Source organism: Bacillus pacificus (assembly GCF_020861345.1).
Lineage (GTDB): Bacteria > Bacillota > Bacilli > Bacillales > Bacillaceae_G > Bacillus_A > Bacillus_A pacificus.
On the sequence record NZ_CP086328.1, the window covers coordinates 675,632 to 692,930 of the forward strand.

The window sequence follows — 17,299 nt, forward strand, 5'->3', positions numbered from 1 at the left end:
GGTCGATATATTTAAAAAATCGCTGATATAAATTTCATGTACTATCGTACTGCTTAAAATAAGGTTTCTACTTATGAAACATCTATATTTTTACAAAAAATGCCCTTTTTTTCATAAAAAATACGAAAATACGAGAAAAGAAGCGAATTTTTTCGAAACTTTTGCGGGAAAATATTGTATGAGCCTGCGTTTTTATCGTATCATTAGTAAAAGGAAGAACTCGGGACGATTGGTGGCATCTGCAAATAGAGTTGATGTCTTTTTTTCATTCAAGTAACCGATACATAAAAATAGATAACAAAAATAGAAGGAGTGTGCGATGAGATGAACGTAACAATATATGATGTAGCGCGTGAAGCGAACGTTTCAATGGCTACCGTATCACGCGTTGTGAACGGTAATCCAAATGTAAAGCCTACAACAAGAAAGAAAGTATTAGAAGCAATTGATCGTTTAGGATACCGCCCAAATGCGGTAGCACGTGGACTAGCAAGTAAAAAGACAACTACAGTAGGTGTTATTATTCCTGATATCTCAAATACGTTTTATGCAGAACTTGCTCGTGGAATTGAAGATATCGCAACAATGTACAAATATAACATCATTTTAAGTAACTCTGACCAAAACAAAGAGAAAGAGTTCCATTTATTAAATACGATGCTTGGAAAACAAGTGGACGGAATTGTTTTCATGGGTGAAGATATTACAGATATTCACGTTGAAGAATTTAAAAAGTCTCCAGTACCAATCGTATTAGCAGCGTCATTTGATGAGCAAAATGAAACGCCATCAGTAAACATTGATTATACACAAGCGGCTTACGACGCAATGAAGCACTTTATTGAACAAGGACATAAGCGTATCGGTTTCGTCTCTGGTCCTTTCATTGATAAAGCGGGAAGCGCGAAGAAGTTACAAGGTTATAAAAAAGCTTTAGAAGAAGCAGGTATTTCATATGATGAAAATCTTGTAATCGATGGAGATTACACATATGATTCAGGTATCGAAGCATTCGAAAAGCTTTGGGGCCTTGATGAAAAGCCAACAGCGATCTTCGTATCTTCTGACGAAATGGCACTAGGTGTAATTCACGCAGCACAAGATGCTGGATTAAATGTACCAACTGATGTAGAAGTACTTGGTTTCGATAATACACGCCTTGCATTAATGGTTCGTCCACAACTTTCAACAGTTGTACAACCGATGTATGATATCGGTGCAGTAGCAATGCGTCTATTAACAAAGTATATGAACAAAGAAAAAGTGGAAGATCACACTGTTATCTTACCTCACCGTATCCAATTTAGAGATTCAACGAAGTAAGTATAAAAAAGCTCACAGCGATTGCTGTGAGCTTTTATTCGTATTCAGGATAGTATTTTTGTAAGACTGTATCCACTGTTTCATTTTTCTTAACTTGTAAAAATCTTGCGTATAATTCTTTTCCCGTTTCAAATGGTGTATCGTCTAATTCAAACACATGCAATACTTTTCGAAACGTCCACGTTATTTGCTCACCGTACATATTATCGTACGTATGCTCAGAATGTATAGCGATTTGTTCACCTAGTGCATGGGCCTCTTCCAAGCTGTGTGCCTTAACAAGAATAATACTTTCTTCAAAAAGTGTATCACAATCCTTTTTTTCATAATCCTTATCAATTTTTGGAGGATCAGGCTCACCAGAATGAACAGATTCAAACAATAATTTTACAGCGTACATATTATGCTGCATGTTTCACTTTATAAATAATACTTGCGACAAGCGAAGCAGGTATTGTAAATACGTTACTTTGATAATGGTAATGTATTTGGGATTCTTCATAAGACATGTTGTCATATAGTTCGTTTTGTGACATATTCATTTTCTTCTGTTTTTCTTTGAGTATTTTAATGTAGTTATACTGTATTGGGACGAGAATGATGAAATAGGCTAATACGATTAGTGAAATCCAGATCATTATGAACACTCCCTTATAAAGAATATTTGTATATGATAATTATATCAATTAATAGGAAAAATAACCATTTTTTTAAAAAGGGAGATTAATTCTTTTTCCAAAATGCAAAAAGTTCTTCAGGACTTCGTAAATGATGTTCAAGGCATATTTGTGCAGTGTGTTTAAAGCTTTGTATCAAACTCTCTAACCTAGAAGGGTCATATTGTTTCACATTGCCAGCAATAATAGTTTCATCTTTTTCTAAATTAAGTGATATTTTTAGCAAAGTTCTATTTGTTTCTAGTTGTACAATTTCGGTATAAAAAAACTTTTTGTCTAAGTCAATTGTAATATAATCATATCGCTCTACTTGTTTAAAGTATCCTACAATATCATCTTCCAATTGAAATCCTCCCGAGTTCTATAGCTTATTTGGGAGACTTCTCTATATGACTGTATAATTCCTTGTTATATGTCACATAAGTGCAAATTTAACTATTATAGGGCAATGTCATGTATAATAGAAAGAAAAGGCTTGTGAGGGGGGAGAAGAGATGATCGTTCTTTGGATAATTACGCTTTGTATGACTGCTATTTTTGCATATATGACGTTAAAACAAAATGGTTTAAAGCGATTTGTTCCAGGAAGTATTCTTGCAGGAATTGCCCTTATCACGTATGTAATTTCTATTTTTATTGAAAGTGTATCGGCGGACATGAGCACAAGTTTAATGTTTATCGGTATTACACTATTTGCAAGTAGTATTATGGTACTTATGGTTGCTGGTATTATTTTATTTATTCATATGAATTCGGAAACGTTATAGCATATAGAAAAGGCATGTCCCTAAGGGGCATGCCTTTTTATCCGTTCAATTATGCTCTATCTTTAGAAGAGTTTTGTTGTTTTAATAAGTCGCGAATTTCGCTAAGAAGAACTTCTTCTTTTGTTGGTTCTGGAATTTCTTCCTCTTTTTCTTCTTCTTTTTTAGATGTTAGTTTGTTGAACACTTTAACAAACATAAAGATAGAAGCTGCAATAATTAAGAAATCAAAAATTGTTTGGATAAAGTTACCATACATAACAGCAGATTTACCGTATCCAAAGTGTAAACTTGTAAAGTCAACGCCACCTAATACCATACCAAGTAATGGTGTAATAATATCTTTTACTAAAGAACTAACGATTTTACCGAATGCCGCACCGATTACAACCCCGACAGCTAAATCAACGACATTCCCTTTGAAAGCGAACTTTTTAAACTCGTTCCACATGTGTTAATCCCATCCTTTCCACGATTCATTATGAAATTTATAATTCCTATCAACATATTCTATAGAAATTTGCGTGAGAAATAAAGAGGAAATGGGAATGAAAGTAAATTCTGAAAAATGTATCCGTTTTAATTTTTGTTTACATCATTCAGAAGAGATTGCAACATTTGCTGCGTTTTTAATCCTTCTAATCCATCTACAACAGGCTTTGTATCTCCTTGTACACATGCAATAAAATGATGAACAGCATCTTCAAAACCACGTTGTTTTAACGTCGTATCCCATGATGGGGAACCAATTTGAGAAACTGTATTTTCTTGCTCAACTTCAAATGTGTTCATGTTTTTTACGCGAATGATTTTTCCTGCTGTGACAAGTTCAATTTGTTCTAAATTTGTACCGGCATGGCGGTGCATTGCGGTAGAAAGTAACATTCCATTTGCAGTTGTATATGTATGATGTCCGTAAAGAAGTTCATTCTTTTCATTGATTTGCATCATATTATGAACGACGTTAAGCTCATCGTTAGCTAACCAGCGAGCAGTATCTACAATATGTAAGTAATCATCTAACATCGTAAAGTCGTACGTATATGGCCCGACTTTATTTGTACGATGCTTTTCAATTCGAATCCATGAAATATTATGAGCTTGCTCTTTTGCCGCAACATACATAGGAACGAAGCGGCGATTAAATCCAACCATTAACTTTCGGTTATACTTTTCGCTCAACTCAACTAGTTTCTCAGCTTGTTCTACTGTAGCAGCTAGCGGCTTATCAACATAAACATCGATTCCTTTTTTCAGAAGTTCAGAAACGATTTCATAATGCGATGCAGTTGAACTATGAACGAAGATTGCATTGCATTCTGAAGCTAACGTTTCAATAGAATGGAAGTCTTGTATGCGGTATTGCTGGCAAACTTGTTTCCTTTTCTCTGCATTAGGTGTAAAAGCCCCTACAAAATTCCAATCTGTTTCTTTTGTAAGTGTTGGAAGATAGGCTTTTTGTGCGATACTTCCAAGTCCAATCATCCCAATTTTAGGTTTGTTCATATGTAATCCCACCCTATTCATATTGATATAACGGGTTAAATGTAGCATAGAGCGGGGGAGGAAGGCAAAAATTAGCTTTTTACTTATGTCCTTCCAGCGAGTCATTCTCTATTTCTTTAAAGTTATGAGCATGTTGCAATGAAGGAAACATTATCATTGCCGTGCATGTCTATAGCTGTAAGTAAAAGTATATATAAGGTAATTTATGTTAAAATGTAAAAGGGGATAAAACATCTGTGCCAACACACAAGATAGTTTGAGAGGGCGTGCAACATTTTGGGGGATATATTAAAAGATAATAAATCAAACAAGGCTCTAAAGATTGGAACCAATATCATACTTATCTTATTAATTATCGGTTCAATACAAATGTTTTATGATGAAGACCCTACAAATGATCATTTCGGTGGGTTATTTATGATGGTCTTTTTTGGAATTAAAATAATTTCTAGTTTTATGATGAGTATAAAAGAAGGAGATAAAAAGTCGATATTCATTGATTTAGGTTTAGTGACTTTTTGTGTTCTTCTTTTAATTGTTACTAGTTGAAATACTTCTTTTGAAAAAAGCTCATAGTCTTATAGAGACTGTGAGCTTTTCTTAATAATAACGGTACTGATGTAACAATTTATAAAATGTTCGAGTAGTAGAAGTAAACTGATCAGCTTCTTCCAAAAAGGGATAATGGTTACTCTCTTCAAATGTCACAAAAATAGAATTACGTATGCCCTCATGCATCTCGATAGAATACTGAATCGGGCACTGCACATCGTATCTTCCGCATATAATAAGCGTCTTTGTTTTCATAGAAGGTAAATGTTCTCTTGACACTCCCACGGCTAAAGCCGCAAGCTGACTAACGTCAGTGGGATTCTTGCTACCAAAGGCGACGTCTATTTCTAGTATCGCTGACGTGCAAGATTGCGGTGTGCCATCACCACTCCGTATCCAGTGCATCTAGCAGATACGGCACTCGTTCTATTACCAAACGAGTCAGATTGTGAGTTCTCAAATGTGTTTTAGCGTCTTGTACTTGACGACTCAATACATTTTACGGAGCAGAAGAATTTGTTACTCCAACCTCATATGTATTCTGTTTTCAGAGAACAAGATTGTTTTAGAGACTTTTACTTGTCTGTTATGAAAATTATACCATTTCAAATACTTGATGTACAGAACATACTTTCGGTATTTTATCTGTACATCGCATTTGACCTCACTATCATCCCACCCCTAAAGGGGGTACTATCGCACCGTAGTGGGCTTTCCTATTCGGAAAATCTGTAAATTAATGAGCAATACACGATGCGTAGAAGTGAAAACATCCGCAAAGTAATCACCAGTTTCATTAAATTGTGAATAGTGATGTGTAATGCAAAGCGGTTCGCCACTGCCTTTAGTAAAAAGCTCGAATGTGCCGCGTTTCGTGTGGATCATTTGTTGTGTCCACATAATATCACGACCTTTCCTTATAAAGTCCGTTAGTACATAAAAATATATCAGCGATTATTAGAATATATCGGCGCAACTTGAAATATATCAGCGATTATCAAAATATATCGGCGCAACTTGAAATATATCAGCGATTATTAAAATATATCGACTTACCGACAAAAAACGACAATAATAGCAAGCTATAAATAAAAGGAGGCTATTCAAAAACGAGCCTCCTTTTCGTTTAGTACAAAGATTTTGTCATATTATTCCGAATAATTTCAAGGGATTTCGCTACAGTTAATGCATTCTTTTCTTCAATTTCTGGTTTGCGGGGGATAGGTTTATACATGTTGTCTGGATCTTCCCATGTGAGGGGAAGTTCTGTTTCTGCTTGTCCTTTCCAAGCTTCAATCCATTCTGGAGGGAGATAACCTGAGATGTTTTGGATGTTGTTCATTTCGAGCCAAATGAGTGCCCAAGCTCTTGGGACGACGCGCCAATGGTCATAGCCACCGCCGCCGACAGCAATCCAACGACCTTCGCAATATTCGTTAGCGATTTCGCGAGCGAGCTTCGGTATTTCACGGTAAATATTCATCGTTGCGCAAAGGTGTGTAAGTGGATCGTAGTAATGTGCGTCAGCGCCATTTTGCGTTAAAATAATATCCGGTTTAAAGTATGCGGCCACTTCTTTTACGACAGTTCGATAGGAATCTAAGAAAGATTCGTCCTCTGTAAAAGCATCGAGTGGAACGTTAAAAGAATAACTGTAGCCATTACCTTGTCCGCGTTCATTTACAGCTCCAGTTCCAGGGAATAAATATCGACCAGTTTCATGTAGTGAAATGGTGCATACGTTAGGATCGTCATAAAAAGACCACTGTACACCATCACCGTGATGAGCATCTGTATCAATATATAAAACGCGTAAACCGTATTTCTTTTGAATATATTTCATTGCGATGGAGCTATCGTTATAAATACAAAATCCAGATGCTTTGCCGCGGAAGCCATGATGTAAGCCGCCTCCTAAGTTAAGCGCGTGTTTTGCTTTCCCGGAAAGAACAGCATCGACAGCTGTTAACGTACCACCAACGAGTAATGCGCTTGCTTCGTGCATATTTGGAAACATCGGTGTATCTTCTGTTCCGAGTCCATATGTCATCGCAATTGATTTTTCTAACTTTCCTTCTCCAGCACGTTTTACCGCATTTATGTACTCTTCTGTATGAACGTAGGCGATCTCTTCATCTGTAGCCATCCTTGGTGAGATGATTTGAGAAGGAGAGATGAAACCACCCTTTTGTAATAAGTCATACGTAAGTGTGACGCGCAGTTGGTTAAAAGGATGATCAGGGCTAAATGAATAGCCCCGAAAGTCATCCGAATAAATAAACGCGCTACTCATGCTTGCATCCCCATAATGTTCGGCCATAATACGCGGTAGCCTTCTGCTTCAAGTGCATCAATCACTTTTAGCGGATTCATCGTTTGAATGCGGAAAACGAGTACTTTATCATTCTCATCTTTTGCTGGGTAGACGAGAACGCTCACGATATTGATTTGTAAATCGCTAAAAATAGCAACGACTTTTCCAAGAATACCAGGTTCATTTTTTACTTGAATTTCAATTTGTGAACTCGGTTGATGTGCCCCTGTTAATTTCACTAACGTATGCAGTACAGTTGATTCAGAAATGATTCCGACTAACTTTCCAGCCTTTGTAACAGGAAGACAGCCAATTTTATTTTCAAAAAATAAAGTAGCAATTTCCTCAACGAAATCGAGAGGATGGCAAGTCATAACAGGATGTTTCATAATCAGTTCAAGCGGTTGCTTCAGCATATCGAGTGAAACTTGTTCATCTAAAATAGACGGACTTGCATCTCTTACATCCCGATCAGAAATAATGCCTACGACATGATTATTTTGATCGACAATTGGAATGTGCCGAATGCCTTTCGTACGTATCGTTCGGATTGCTGTTTCGATTGTATCGTTTGGATGTAATGTCACTACATCTTGATTCATAATTTCTTCTACAATCATTCCAGTTGCCCCCTTTATTAGTACATAAAACGATTGTGAAAACGTAGACGATCAAATGCTTGAATAGAATCCGTATCAACGCGTTTACCGATGCGGACCATTAAACAGTTAGCAGGATGTGAACAAATTTCAGGATCATCTGTAGCCATCCATTGTAACCCGCCAGCATTCATCATCTTTTCCATTACTTTTCGGTACTCCCAAACATTTAAGCCTGTTTGTTTTAAATCCCAGTGCCAATAATATTCAGTCGTCAATATAATGTAATCTTCCATATAATCGTCCATCATGGAAACTTCTAATAAGTTTTTTCCGACAGCGCAACCACGGAAGGCTGGGACAACTTCAATTGCCCCGAGTTCAATTAAGTTTTCCATTTTTCCTTCTGACCATCGTTCAAGTGGATCAGGATACAAGTATGTAACATACCCAACAATCGTTTGGTCATGTCTAGCAATAATGAGACGAGCTTCTGGCAATTTAGAAATTTCGACAATTGCTTTATATTGCTGCTCGGCAGGACGAAACGCAATTAAGTCTGGATGAAACTCATACATTTCTAAGTTATGTGTAGAGACAGGCCCTTCAATAATTAAAGTGCCTTTCGCTGTTTTTAAGTTTCTAGCATTATATATTTTTTTATGAATCAATGTATTGCTCACCACCTTGAGGGTTTGTGAATCTATTCATATCGTACTTTATAATATATGCGATGTGAATCGAAATTTGTCATTAAAAATTTGTCTAAAAATCAACAAATATACTGAAAATTTTAAATAATGTTATTATAATAGATAATAGAATACATAGGAGGGGGATGTAAAGTATGAAAGTAGAAACGCTTCCTGTCATTAAAGGAGAAAATAATTTGCCGAATTATGATGAGGCATACGCAAATTTTAACTGGGAAGAGGTTAATAAAAACTTTACTTGGAATGAAACAGGCCGAGTAAATATGGCGTATGAGGCAATTGATAAGCATGCGAAATCCGATCGAAAGAATAAAGTAGCCCTTTATTATCAAGATGGATCGCGAAAAGAGAAGTATACATTTAAGGAAATGAAGGATTTTTCTAATAAAGCAGGAAACGTCCTGAAAAATTATGGCGATGTAGAAAAAGGCGATCGCGTTTTTATTTTTATGCCGCGTTCCCCAGAGTTATATTTCGCCCTTCTTGGTGCAGTGAAATTAGGGGCAATTGTTGGTCCGTTATTTGAAGCATTTATGGAAGGCGCAGTTCGCGATCGTTTAGAAGATAGCGAAGCAAAAGTGTTAATTACAACGCCTGAATTGTTAGAGCGTGTACCATTAAATGATTTACCAGCTTTAAAAACAGTTTTCCTTGTTGGAGATCATGTAGAAGAAGGCGGTAAGACGGTAGCGTTCAATCCTTTATTTGAACAAGCTTCAAAAGAATTACATATTGAATGGTTAGGCCGTGAAGACGGTTTGATTCTACATTACACGTCTGGTTCTACTGGTAAACCAAAAGGTGTGCTTCATGCGCAAAACGCAATGGTTCAGCACTATCAAACGGCGAAATGGGTATTAGATTTAAAAGAAGACGATGTATATTGGTGCACAGCTGACCCAGGCTGGGTAACTGGTACAGCTTACGGTATTTTCGCACCGTGGTTAGTTGGAGCATCAAATGTTATTTTAGGCGGACGCTTTAGTCCAGAGGCTTGGTATGAAGCACTGCAAGATTACGGTGTAACAGTTTGGTATAGCGCACCAACAGCTTTCCGTATGTTAATGGGTGCTGGACAAGATGCAATTAAAAAATACGATTTATCACAAGTGCGCCACGTATTAAGCGTTGGTGAACCGTTAAATCCAGAAGTAATTCGATGGGGTATGAACGCATTTGGACTTCGTATTCATGATACGTGGTGGATGACAGAAACAGGTGGACAAGTTATTTGTAACTACCCTTGTATGGAAATCCGTCCAGGTTCAATGGGTAAACCAATTCCAGGTGTAAAAGCAGCGATTGTTGATAATGAAGGAAATGAAGTGCCTCCATACACAATGGGTAACTTAGCAATTGGTAAAGGTTGGCCAGCGATGATGCGTGGAATTTGGAATAACAAACAAAAGTATGAATCTTACTTTATGCCAGGAGATTGGTACGTATCAGGTGACTCTGCATACATGGATGAAGATGGATACTTCTGGTTCCAAGGGCGTATTGACGATGTAATTATGACGTCAGGTGAGCGCGTTGGACCATTTGAAGTAGAAAGCAAATTAATCGAGCATGCTGCTGTTGCAGAAGCTGGTGTAATTGGTATTCCTGATCCGGTGCGCGGCGAAATTATTAAAGCATTTATCGCGCTTCGTGCAGGTTACGAACCATCTGAAGAATTAAAAGAAGAAATTCGTCAATTTGTAAAGAAAGGTCTAGCAGCTCATGCAGCGCCAAGACAAATTGAATTTAGAGATAAATTACCGAAAACGAGAAGCGGTAAAATTATGCGCCGCGTATTAAAAGCGTGGGAGTTAAACTTACCAACAGGTGACTTATCGACGATGGAAGATTAAGAGAGAAAGGTCTGAACAAGTAATATGTTCAGGCCTTTCTTTTTGTAAACAATAAAGGGGGAATGGAGATGAAGATACCTGTTTTAGAAGGAAACATAGTATGCTTACGCTCTGTGGAACCGGAAAAAGATTACAAACAGTGGTATGAGGTAATGAAAGATCCAGATATGCACCATTGGACAGGGAATGTGACTCCAAAAGATAGTAATGAAATTAAGGACTTGTTACATACTTATAAAAATTTAAAAGATATTATGGCTTGGGCAATCGTAATGAAACAATCAAAGGAAATGATAGGAATCTATTGGATTTCTATGCCAATAATGAATGAAAATAAAAAATTAATTGTAACTTCGGAAGCTCAACGGATTGCGCGTAAGTATTGGCGTACAGGGGTCAATCGAGAAGCGAGAAACTTAATATATAATTACATATTTTTAACTTTAGACGTAGATGAGGTTTATGCGCAGGCATGGGATAAAAATATCAATTCATGCAGATCTATGGAGCAAATAGGATTTAAATTGGAGAAACAAGTGAAACGCTTATTCCTTAAATACAATGAACTATTTTTGGAAAACCATTATGTACTATTAAAAAAAGATTGGCTTGCATAAAAGATTATAGTTAAAAAACTAAAATAATATTTGAACGAAGTACCTTCCTCGTCTGTATACATTTATGAAAGAATAGATGAGGGAGGCTTTTTGTATGTCTAATAAATTCCTCTTTATGGCGTTATAAAGGATTGGCAAGAAGAGAAATCCGACCCTTATTTGACACGCCTATATAAATGATGGTATAAAGAAAAGTATATGAATAATTGAGCGTGGAAAGGGAGAAGTAGTGATCATTTCCCTGTTTTAGAGAGCTGATGGCCGGTGAAAATCAGCACATAGATGATCGCGAATTACGCCCCTAGAGCATCTTTTTTCGATTGAATTGTATTCAAAAGGGAAGAGACGGTGCTAAGCCGTTATGTAAATAAGGTGGTAGGCTTTTTTGGTCTGCAACTAGGGTGGTAACGCGATAATCAAAATCGTCCCTTATTTGAAGGGGCGATTTTTTTATGTTTTCAACCTTCACGCCAGTAATGAACTTAAAGGAGAGTATGTAGGATATGGGTATTTTACAAGATCTTGAATTTCGCGGTCTAATTAATCAGCAAACAGATGCTGAGGGCCTTGAGCAATTATTAGAAAAAGAAAGCGTTAAATTATACTGTGGTTTCGACCCGACAGCGGATAGCTTACACATCGGTCATATGTTACCAGTATTAATGTTACGTCGTTTCCAATTAGCTGGTCACCAACCAATCGCACTTGTTGGCGGTGGTACTGGTATGATCGGTGATCCAAGTGGTAAAAAAGCAGAGCGTACATTAAATACGAAAGATACAGTTGCTTACTACACAGAAAGCATTAAAAACCAACTTTCAAACTTCTTAGAGTTCGAAAACGTGGAAAACCCAGCAACAATGGCTAACAACTATGACTGGCTTGGTAACTTAGATGTCATTTCATTCTTACGCGATATCGGTAAAAACTTCGGTTTAAACTATATGTTAGCAAAAGATACAGTAGCATCTCGTTTAGAGACTGGTATTTCATTTACTGAGTTTAGTTACATGATTTTACAATCATACGACTTCTTAAACTTATACCAACACCATAATTGCCGCCTACAAATCGGTGGTAGTGACCAATGGGGTAACATTACAGCTGGTCTTGAATTAATCCGTAAATCAGAAGAAGATGCGAAAGCATTCGGTTTAACAATTCCACTTGTTACGAAATCTGACGGTACGAAGTTTGGTAAAACAGAAGGCGGCGCAATTTGGTTAGACCCAGAGAAAACAACTCCTTACGAGTTCTACCAATTCTGGATTAACACAGATGACCGCGACGTTGTTAAATACTTAAAATACTTCACATTCTTATCTCATGAAGAAATTCTTGAGCTTGAGAAACAAGTAGCTGAAGCACCAGAAAAACGTGCAGCACAAAAAGCATTAGGTGCGGAAATGACAAAACTTGTTCACGGCGAAGAAGCATTAGAGCAAGCGATTAAAATTTCAGCTGCATTATTCAGCGGTTCTGTAGCAGAACTGACTGCAAGCGAAATCGAGCAAGGCTTCAAAGACGTACCATCTGTAGAACGTACTGCAGAAGATACAGTATTAATCGACTTACTTGTAGAAAGCAAAATCTCTCCATCAAAACGTCAAGCGCGTGAAGATGTAACGAACGGCGCAATCTACGTAAACGGTGAGCGTACACAAGCATTAGACTACGTTGTAACAGAAAAAGACCGCATCGAAGGTAAATTCACAATCATTCGCCGCGGTAAAAAGAAATATTTCTTAATTCGTTACTAATTCGAAACGAATGTAAAACAAATAGTGCCCCGAATTGTAAACTGAAAAGTTTATCCCGCTTTAATGGGCAGTAAGACCCCCACCTCAAAATGCAGCGAAAGCAAAGAAGTTAGGTGGGGGATCAACTGCTCATAAAAGCCTGATTGGTTCAACTAATAATCAGTGGGGGATGAAGAAAACCCCCACTGATTAAAGTTTCACTTTATGATTCGGGGTTTTTATGTATGGATTTAAATCGCCGGATCTTTTCTTTTAAATAGAATATAAAGAATTAATACGAGCATATACAGTAAGCTAATGAGCAGAACGATAAATGCTGTTGGATAAAATTTTGCTGCATATATAAAGAAATCGATTTGATAAATATCTTCGTAATTAGAAACGGTGCCTTTGAAGTAATTCGTAAACTTAGCGCTATATTTCCATTCATCAGGATCATCTATTAAATTACTTCCTTGATACCAATTAATAAGCGCGGAAGTAATAAACAACATACATGCACTGCCTAACTGAACCATTTGGTTTATTGTCAAAATGAATCAACCTCCTATTTTATGGTTATTATAGCGTGCATTCATATACTTGTAACCATTTTGTTGTAATCTCCTTTTCGAGTTCATACGGAAATCACATGTAAGCGGTATGATAAATGTATAACAACTAGAAAGGAGTGGTAAAACGAAATGTCACTAGAAGCGCTCATTATTTTTTCTTTGCTAAACGCGGGTCAGCTTGCAGAGAATTCGAAGGTGGATGTACATAAAGAGCAGAAAGATGCTTATGTATATGTTCAGAAAGAGGAAAATAAATAACTTTAATATATATAAATAAAAGCTACTCGAAATAACTGTTTTAGTTGTCTTCGGTAGCTTTTTACATTATGAATAAATAGGAATTAATTCTCGCTTAAAATCTTCGTACATTTCAAAGGCAATTTTCATGATTTCTTTGAGTTGATCGTAACTGTGGAAATATAGCACGGGTACTTTTTCCGTGTCATTTGATAACAATCTTATAAATATGTCCCAAGGGTCTCCAGCTCTAACTTCACCATTATGCCATGCTTCCCAAATCAATTCAGCAACACCATATTTTAAGCTGATGTTGAATCTAAAGGTGTAGACATCTTTGTTTTTTACTTCTCCTACAATAAAAAAGTCTTCTTTTTTATTGTAACGAGCTTTATAGCCAAGAGACTCAAATACTGCAATTAATTTTTCGTTTTCATAGTTTTCAAGTGTATTTTCCCTATGAGAAAACTTTTCTGATAGGGCTTTATATCTCTGAATAAAATCAATTTTTGCAAGACTGGATTGTATTTCAGGTTGTAATGAATAAGGCAAAAGTTATTCCCCCTAAAATATTAAGTCTATCCTTGTTTTTGGGTCATTACTTCATATATCTTTAAGGTGAAATCATGAATAAATAGGAATTAATTCTTGTTTAAAATCTTCGTACATTTCAAAGGCAATTTTCATGATTTCTTTGAGTTCATCGTAACTGTGGAAGCATGGACGAAGTATTTTTTCTGTATCATTGGATAATACGTCTACAAACATAGCCCAAGATGTTCCAGTTCTAACTTCACCAGTGTGCCATGCCTCCCAAATAAATTCAACGAGTCCATATTTCAAGCTAATATTGAACCTGAAAGTATAGATATCTTTGTTTTTTACTTCTCCTACTCTAAAAAAGTTTTCTTTTTTCATAAAACGAGCTTTATAGCCAAGAGACTCAAATACTTCAATTGCTTTTTCATTTTCATAGTTTTCAAATGTATTTTCTCTATCTGGAAATTGTTTTGATAAGGACTTGTATCTCTCGGTAAAATTAATTTTCTCAAGTACTTCCTGTATTTCTGGTTTCAATGAATATGTCATTAATTATTCCTCCCTAAATCTAATCTCGATATCATATTTGTCTTTTGCTCGCTTTATATATTCATCTATTTTTCTGAAATTTTTATTAGATACTGGAATTTCTAAAATATGTTTTCCTTTTAGTAATTGCCCATCTATTTCTCTATATTTATTTGAACGAATCTTAGTGCCAATAGCATATTTATCCTTCATTTCTTTTAAATACTTCTCAAAAGTTTTAATATCAATATCTTCTAAATCTGTTGCTTTTCTAGAAATGATTTCCCCTTTACGTGGATTATATGAATCTAATCTTTTACCGTTACTTAGTTGAATCTCATCATGTGGATACCATTCGTTTTTTTGAGCAGTTTTATTAAACTTATTTCCTCTTGCCATAGGTGAATCTTTTGTCCAATAATCACTTGCTTCTTTCCAGTTCAATCTATCTTTAGGTACTTTACCGTCTTTTGCTTTTCTAACGCAATATTCCGCATATTTTAATTCTAAATCAGATTCGACAAACTTACCATCTTTTAAAAGATTTTTAGAGGAACCCCCAGAAGAAGACTGAAACCTTTGCAAAGTATCGATACTATTTTGAACGGTATTATACCATACAAAGGTACCATGTGTAGCAACACCTGCTCCAGCGGTTGTAAGAGCTAAATCAGCTGGGATAACAATTGGTGATGCTGCCCCGAAAGTTACTCCTTCTAACAATACGGTTCCAACATTTGATCCTGTTACAATAGCTATACCGCCCAAAATTTCAAAAATAGATCCTACCCCTGATACAAAATTCCCCACAAGATTTCCGACTTGAAAGGTTGTTTTGTTTTCTAATTCATTGCCCATTGGTAATTCTACGCCTGTAAAGTTTTCAGCAGCTGAATTACAAATTCCTTGGAAGAATTCCCAAGCGCCAATAGCTGTTTTTTGGTACCACGGTCTATTAGCTTCTTGTTCCTGCAAAGCCATTTTTTCTTCAATTTCTTTTTTTATTTCGGCTTCTTGAACTCTTTCCTCTGCAATTTTTTGAATAGAGGCTATCCATTCCATATTCAACCTTTGTGTACTAAATGTACCACTGACGGGACTAAAACCTTTTCCGCTTTGTACTTCAGCTAAACCTGTCGTGATACTAGCGGCTAATTGAATCGCTGTAATATAGTTATCACTAGATGTTTGATTAAATTCATATAGGTGCTCTAGCTTTTCTTGAAGTTTACGCCTCATGTCAGCAAATAGATTTACTATAGCGTCCATGCCCGAGATAGGCATAGCTTGATTGATTGCTTCCGTACTTGCTATCATTCGGTCAATTTCTCGAATTTGTTCTAATATCTCCTGTTCGATAACATCTGTAGAAGCTACCTGTGATTGAAAGTCTCTTGGAAAAGCATCATTTTGACGGATTAATTCTTCGCATAAGTAAATGATTCCTTGTGCTAACGGACGAAAGGTTTGTAAGAAATATGCTTTTGCACTGCTATATGTTTGTCCTTGTAGAACAGTATCCAATGCAAAAGCGTCAATAGAATGAATAATTTGTTCCATACCTTGAATAGTAGTGCTACAGAAAGAGTTCATACTTTCTGTTTGAGCTTGTACTTCACCGAGATACATATTTAAAGACATGAGCTTTCCCTCCTCTTACAAGAAAATAATACCAATTTAAGGAAGGGTTGGTAAATGGAATATTCTAATAATTCGGCAGTTAAAGAGATAATTGTTCATTAAGTTTTTTTAATCTTATTCAGATGCTCGGGTGATGAAGAGGTTTTTAAGGTTGAATGTAAATAGAAAAAGGGAAGATATAGATTATGTACAAATAAATACGTTGTAAAAATAATGTTAACAAAAGGAGAGTACAGCAAAGAAAAATGAGTTATGGGATAGAATGTAGTGTTTTTAAGTGTTAGAAGAAGGGAGAGGTTTTTATTAATGTGGATAAAAAACAAATGAAATTCTAGAGAGAGGGTTAAGTTTTATTAACTATAGACTTGCAGTTCTTTTTTATTTTATTACATTAGTCTGTTTCTATACATATAATCGGTTATATTCAATAAAAAAAACCCAGGCCCCTTGATAAACAAGGTTCCTAAGGCTTTTAATACGACTCTTTTCAGAGCACCGAGATTAACGAGAGTAGAACTCTACGATTAATGCTTCGTTGATTTCAGCTGGTAACTCAGCACGCTCAGCGTGACGAGTGTAAGTAGCTTCTAATTTGTCAGCATCGAAAGTTAAGTATTCTGGTACGAAGTTGTTAACTTCGATCGCTTCTTTAACAACAACAAGGTTGTTAGATTTTTCGCGAACGCTGATAGTTTGACCAGGTTTTACACGGTAAGATGGGATATCTACGCGAGCGCCATCAACCATGATGTGACCGTGGTTTACTAATTGGCGAGCTGCACGACGAGTGCGAGCTAAGCCCATACGGTAAACTAAGTTGTCAAGACGAGCTTCAAGAAGGATCATGAAGTTTTCGCCGTGCTTACCAGGCATTTTACCTGCTTGGTCAAATGTGCGACGGAATTGACGCTCAGTCATGCCGTACATGTGACGAAGTTTTTGTTTCTCTTGTAATTGTAAACCGTATTCTGAAAGTTTCTTACGTTGGTTAGGACCGTGAGGACCTGGTGCGTAAGGGCGTTTTTCTAATTCTTTTCCTGTGCCGCTTAGAGAGATTCCAAGACGACGAGACAGTTTCCAAGCTGGACCTGTATAACGAGCCATAGTTGACTCCTCCTTTA

At 36.4% G+C, this 17,299-nt stretch carries 20 protein-coding genes, 2 pseudogenes and 1 other annotated feature; of the genes and pseudogenes, 7 read left to right on the plus strand and 15 right to left on the minus strand.

What is annotated here, in order from left to right; genetic code table 11:
• Positions 1 to 324 precede the first annotated feature (324 nt).
• Positions 325 to 1,323 (plus strand): catabolite control protein A, encoded by a 999-nt coding sequence (ccpA, locus tag LMD38_RS03525; protein WP_001103311.1) that lies wholly within the window; start codon positions 325 to 327, stop codon positions 1,321 to 1,323.
• 34 nt (positions 1,324 to 1,357) lie between these two features.
• Here ccpA and LMD38_RS03530 read toward each other — a convergent pair whose 3' ends face one another.
• The 3 genes from LMD38_RS03530 to dhp61 form a co-directional block, all read right to left on the minus strand.
• Positions 1,358 to 1,723, minus strand: coding sequence for a DUF4288 domain-containing protein (locus LMD38_RS03530; protein ID WP_061183852.1), 366 nt, complete (start codon positions 1,721 to 1,723; stop codon positions 1,358 to 1,360).
• Between the two features lies 1 nt (position 1,724).
• Positions 1,725 to 1,961, minus strand: coding sequence for a DUF3949 domain-containing protein (locus tag LMD38_RS03535; protein ID WP_000637879.1), 237 nt, complete (start codon positions 1,959 to 1,961; stop codon positions 1,725 to 1,727).
• An 85-nt stretch (positions 1,962 to 2,046) separates the two neighbouring features.
• Positions 2,047 to 2,343: a protein Dhp61 gene (dhp61, locus tag LMD38_RS03540; protein WP_062821717.1), complete on the minus strand. Its 297-nt coding sequence runs from the start codon at positions 2,341 to 2,343 to the stop codon at positions 2,047 to 2,049.
• Between the two features lie 151 nt (positions 2,344 to 2,494).
• Between dhp61 and LMD38_RS03545 the strand changes: the two genes are divergently transcribed.
• Positions 2,495 to 2,767, plus strand: a complete 273-nt coding sequence (locus tag LMD38_RS03545; RefSeq protein WP_016718680.1) for a DUF3917 domain-containing protein — start codon at positions 2,495 to 2,497, stop codon at positions 2,765 to 2,767.
• Positions 2,768 to 2,816: 49 nt separating this feature from the next.
• Here the strand turns inward: LMD38_RS03545 and mscL are convergent, their stop codons facing one another.
• Positions 2,817 to 3,215, minus strand: coding sequence for a large conductance mechanosensitive channel protein MscL (gene mscL / locus LMD38_RS03550; RefSeq protein WP_000267012.1), 399 nt, complete (start codon positions 3,213 to 3,215; stop codon positions 2,817 to 2,819).
• A gap of 128 nt (positions 3,216 to 3,343) precedes the next feature.
• Complete coding sequence (locus LMD38_RS03555; protein ID WP_061183825.1) at positions 3,344 to 4,270, minus strand: Gfo/Idh/MocA family protein; 927 nt, start codon at positions 4,268 to 4,270, stop codon at positions 3,344 to 3,346.
• Positions 4,271 to 4,546: 276 nt separating this feature from the next.
• Here LMD38_RS03555 and LMD38_RS03560 point away from each other — a divergent pair, with 276 nt between their 5' ends.
• Entirely contained in the window at positions 4,547 to 4,819 is a 273-nt protein-coding gene (locus tag LMD38_RS03560) for a hypothetical protein (protein ID WP_062821718.1), read from the plus strand.
• Positions 4,820 to 4,870: 51 nt separating this feature from the next.
• On the opposite strand, the pseudogene LMD38_RS03565 reads toward LMD38_RS03560, so the two are convergent.
• The 5 genes and pseudogenes from LMD38_RS03565 to acuA all read right to left on the minus strand — a co-directional run.
• Positions 4,871 to 5,095 (minus strand): annotated as a pseudogene (locus tag LMD38_RS03565) (alpha/beta fold hydrolase); the annotation flags it as partial.
• Between the two features lie 450 nt (positions 5,096 to 5,545).
• A pseudogene (locus LMD38_RS03570) lies at positions 5,546 to 5,743 on the minus strand (alpha/beta fold hydrolase); the annotation flags it as partial.
• A 205-nt stretch (positions 5,744 to 5,948) separates the two neighbouring features.
• Positions 5,949 to 7,115: an acetoin utilization protein AcuC gene (gene acuC, locus LMD38_RS03575; protein WP_073529824.1), complete on the minus strand. Its 1,167-nt coding sequence runs from the start codon at positions 7,113 to 7,115 to the stop codon at positions 5,949 to 5,951.
• Positions 7,112 to 7,756: an acetoin utilization AcuB family protein gene (locus tag LMD38_RS03580; protein WP_000634566.1), complete on the minus strand. Its 645-nt coding sequence runs from the start codon at positions 7,754 to 7,756 to the stop codon at positions 7,112 to 7,114. Before LMD38_RS03580 ends, acuC begins: the two co-directional genes overlap by 4 nt.
• Positions 7,757 to 7,773: 17 nt before the next feature.
• The gene (acuA, locus tag LMD38_RS03585) at positions 7,774 to 8,406 is read right to left on the minus strand and encodes an acetoin utilization protein acetyltransferase AcuA (RefSeq protein ID WP_000581384.1); all 633 of its coding nucleotides are present in this window, start codon (positions 8,404 to 8,406) and stop codon (positions 7,774 to 7,776) included.
• Between the two features lie 176 nt (positions 8,407 to 8,582).
• Between acuA and acsA the strand changes: the two genes are divergently transcribed.
• The 3 genes from acsA (at position 8,583) to tyrS (ending at position 12,678) form a co-directional block, all read left to right on the plus strand.
• Positions 8,583 to 10,301 carry an acetate--CoA ligase gene (gene acsA / locus LMD38_RS03590; protein ID WP_000862042.1) on the plus strand — a complete coding sequence of 573 codons (1,719 nt, stop codon included), beginning with the start codon at positions 8,583 to 8,585 and terminating at the stop codon, positions 10,299 to 10,301.
• Between the two features lie 68 nt (positions 10,302 to 10,369).
• Entirely contained in the window at positions 10,370 to 10,918 is a 549-nt protein-coding gene (locus tag LMD38_RS03595) for a GNAT family N-acetyltransferase (protein WP_062821125.1), read from the plus strand.
• A gap of 204 nt (positions 10,919 to 11,122) precedes the next feature.
• Positions 11,123 to 11,351, plus strand: a binding site (T-box leader).
• 70 nt (positions 11,352 to 11,421) lie between these two features.
• Complete coding sequence (gene tyrS / locus LMD38_RS03600; protein ID WP_000512096.1) at positions 11,422 to 12,678, plus strand: tyrosine--tRNA ligase; 1,257 nt, start codon at positions 11,422 to 11,424, stop codon at positions 12,676 to 12,678.
• Positions 12,679 to 12,908: 230 nt separating this feature from the next.
• On the opposite strand, the gene LMD38_RS03605 is transcribed toward tyrS, so the two are convergent.
• Positions 12,909 to 13,211 (minus strand): YjdJ family protein, encoded by a 303-nt coding sequence (locus tag LMD38_RS03605; protein ID WP_062821894.1) that lies wholly within the window; start codon positions 13,209 to 13,211, stop codon positions 12,909 to 12,911.
• A 150-nt stretch (positions 13,212 to 13,361) separates the two neighbouring features.
• Between LMD38_RS03605 and LMD38_RS03610 the strand changes: the two genes are divergently transcribed.
• The gene (locus LMD38_RS03610) at positions 13,362 to 13,490 is read left to right on the plus strand and encodes a hypothetical protein (protein WP_000050944.1); all 129 of its coding nucleotides are present in this window, start codon (positions 13,362 to 13,364) and stop codon (positions 13,488 to 13,490) included.
• Positions 13,491 to 13,556: 66 nt separating this feature from the next.
• On the opposite strand, the gene LMD38_RS03615 is transcribed toward LMD38_RS03610, so the two are convergent.
• The 4 genes from LMD38_RS03615 to rpsD all read right to left on the minus strand — a co-directional run bounded on the left by LMD38_RS03615 (position 13,557) and on the right by rpsD (position 17,282).
• Entirely contained in the window at positions 13,557 to 14,021 is a 465-nt protein-coding gene (locus LMD38_RS03615; protein ID WP_062821895.1) for a hypothetical protein, read from the minus strand.
• Between the two features lie 72 nt (positions 14,022 to 14,093).
• Complete coding sequence (locus LMD38_RS03620) at positions 14,094 to 14,558, minus strand: hypothetical protein (RefSeq protein ID WP_016718673.1); 465 nt, start codon at positions 14,556 to 14,558, stop codon at positions 14,094 to 14,096.
• A gap of 3 nt (positions 14,559 to 14,561) precedes the next feature.
• Positions 14,562 to 16,178, minus strand: a complete 1,617-nt coding sequence (locus LMD38_RS03625) for a T7SS effector LXG polymorphic toxin (RefSeq protein ID WP_062821896.1) — start codon at positions 16,176 to 16,178, stop codon at positions 14,562 to 14,564.
• 501 nt (positions 16,179 to 16,679) lie between these two features.
• Entirely contained in the window at positions 16,680 to 17,282 is a 603-nt protein-coding gene (rpsD, locus tag LMD38_RS03630; protein ID WP_000135311.1) for a 30S ribosomal protein S4, read from the minus strand.
• Positions 17,283 to 17,299 lie beyond the last annotated feature (17 nt).

Coding starts and splice junctions, on each gene's coding strand:
- LMD38_RS03530 (WP_061183852.1), bottom strand. CDS start 1,723: ATGTACGCTGTAAAATTATTGTTTGAATCTGTTCATTCTGGTGAGCCT.
- LMD38_RS03545 (WP_016718680.1), top strand. CDS start 2,495: ATGATCGTTCTTTGGATAATTACGCTTTGTATGACTGCTATTTTTGCA.
- rpsD (WP_000135311.1), bottom strand. CDS start 17,282: ATGGCTCGTTATACAGGTCCAGCTTGGAAACTGTCTCGTCGTCTTGGA.
- LMD38_RS03620 (WP_016718673.1), bottom strand. CDS start 14,558: ATGACATATTCATTGAAACCAGAAATACAGGAAGTACTTGAGAAAATT.
- LMD38_RS03625 (WP_062821896.1), bottom strand. CDS start 16,178: ATGTCTTTAAATATGTATCTCGGTGAAGTACAAGCTCAAACAGAAAGT.
- acuC (WP_073529824.1), bottom strand. CDS start 7,115: ATGAGTAGCGCGTTTATTTATTCGGATGACTTTCGGGGCTATTCATTT.
- LMD38_RS03555 (WP_061183825.1), bottom strand. CDS start 4,270: ATGAACAAACCTAAAATTGGGATGATTGGACTTGGAAGTATCGCACAA.
- ccpA (WP_001103311.1), top strand. CDS start 325: ATGAACGTAACAATATATGATGTAGCGCGTGAAGCGAACGTTTCAATG.
- mscL (WP_000267012.1), bottom strand. CDS start 3,215: ATGTGGAACGAGTTTAAAAAGTTCGCTTTCAAAGGGAATGTCGTTGAT.
- LMD38_RS03535 (WP_000637879.1), bottom strand. CDS start 1,961: ATGATCTGGATTTCACTAATCGTATTAGCCTATTTCATCATTCTCGTC.
- tyrS (WP_000512096.1), top strand. CDS start 11,422: ATGGGTATTTTACAAGATCTTGAATTTCGCGGTCTAATTAATCAGCAA.
- LMD38_RS03580 (WP_000634566.1), bottom strand. CDS start 7,756: ATGATTGTAGAAGAAATTATGAATCAAGATGTAGTGACATTACATCCA.
- acsA (WP_000862042.1), top strand. CDS start 8,583: ATGAAAGTAGAAACGCTTCCTGTCATTAAAGGAGAAAATAATTTGCCG.
- LMD38_RS03610 (WP_000050944.1), top strand. CDS start 13,362: ATGTCACTAGAAGCGCTCATTATTTTTTCTTTGCTAAACGCGGGTCAG.
- LMD38_RS03595 (WP_062821125.1), top strand. CDS start 10,370: ATGAAGATACCTGTTTTAGAAGGAAACATAGTATGCTTACGCTCTGTG.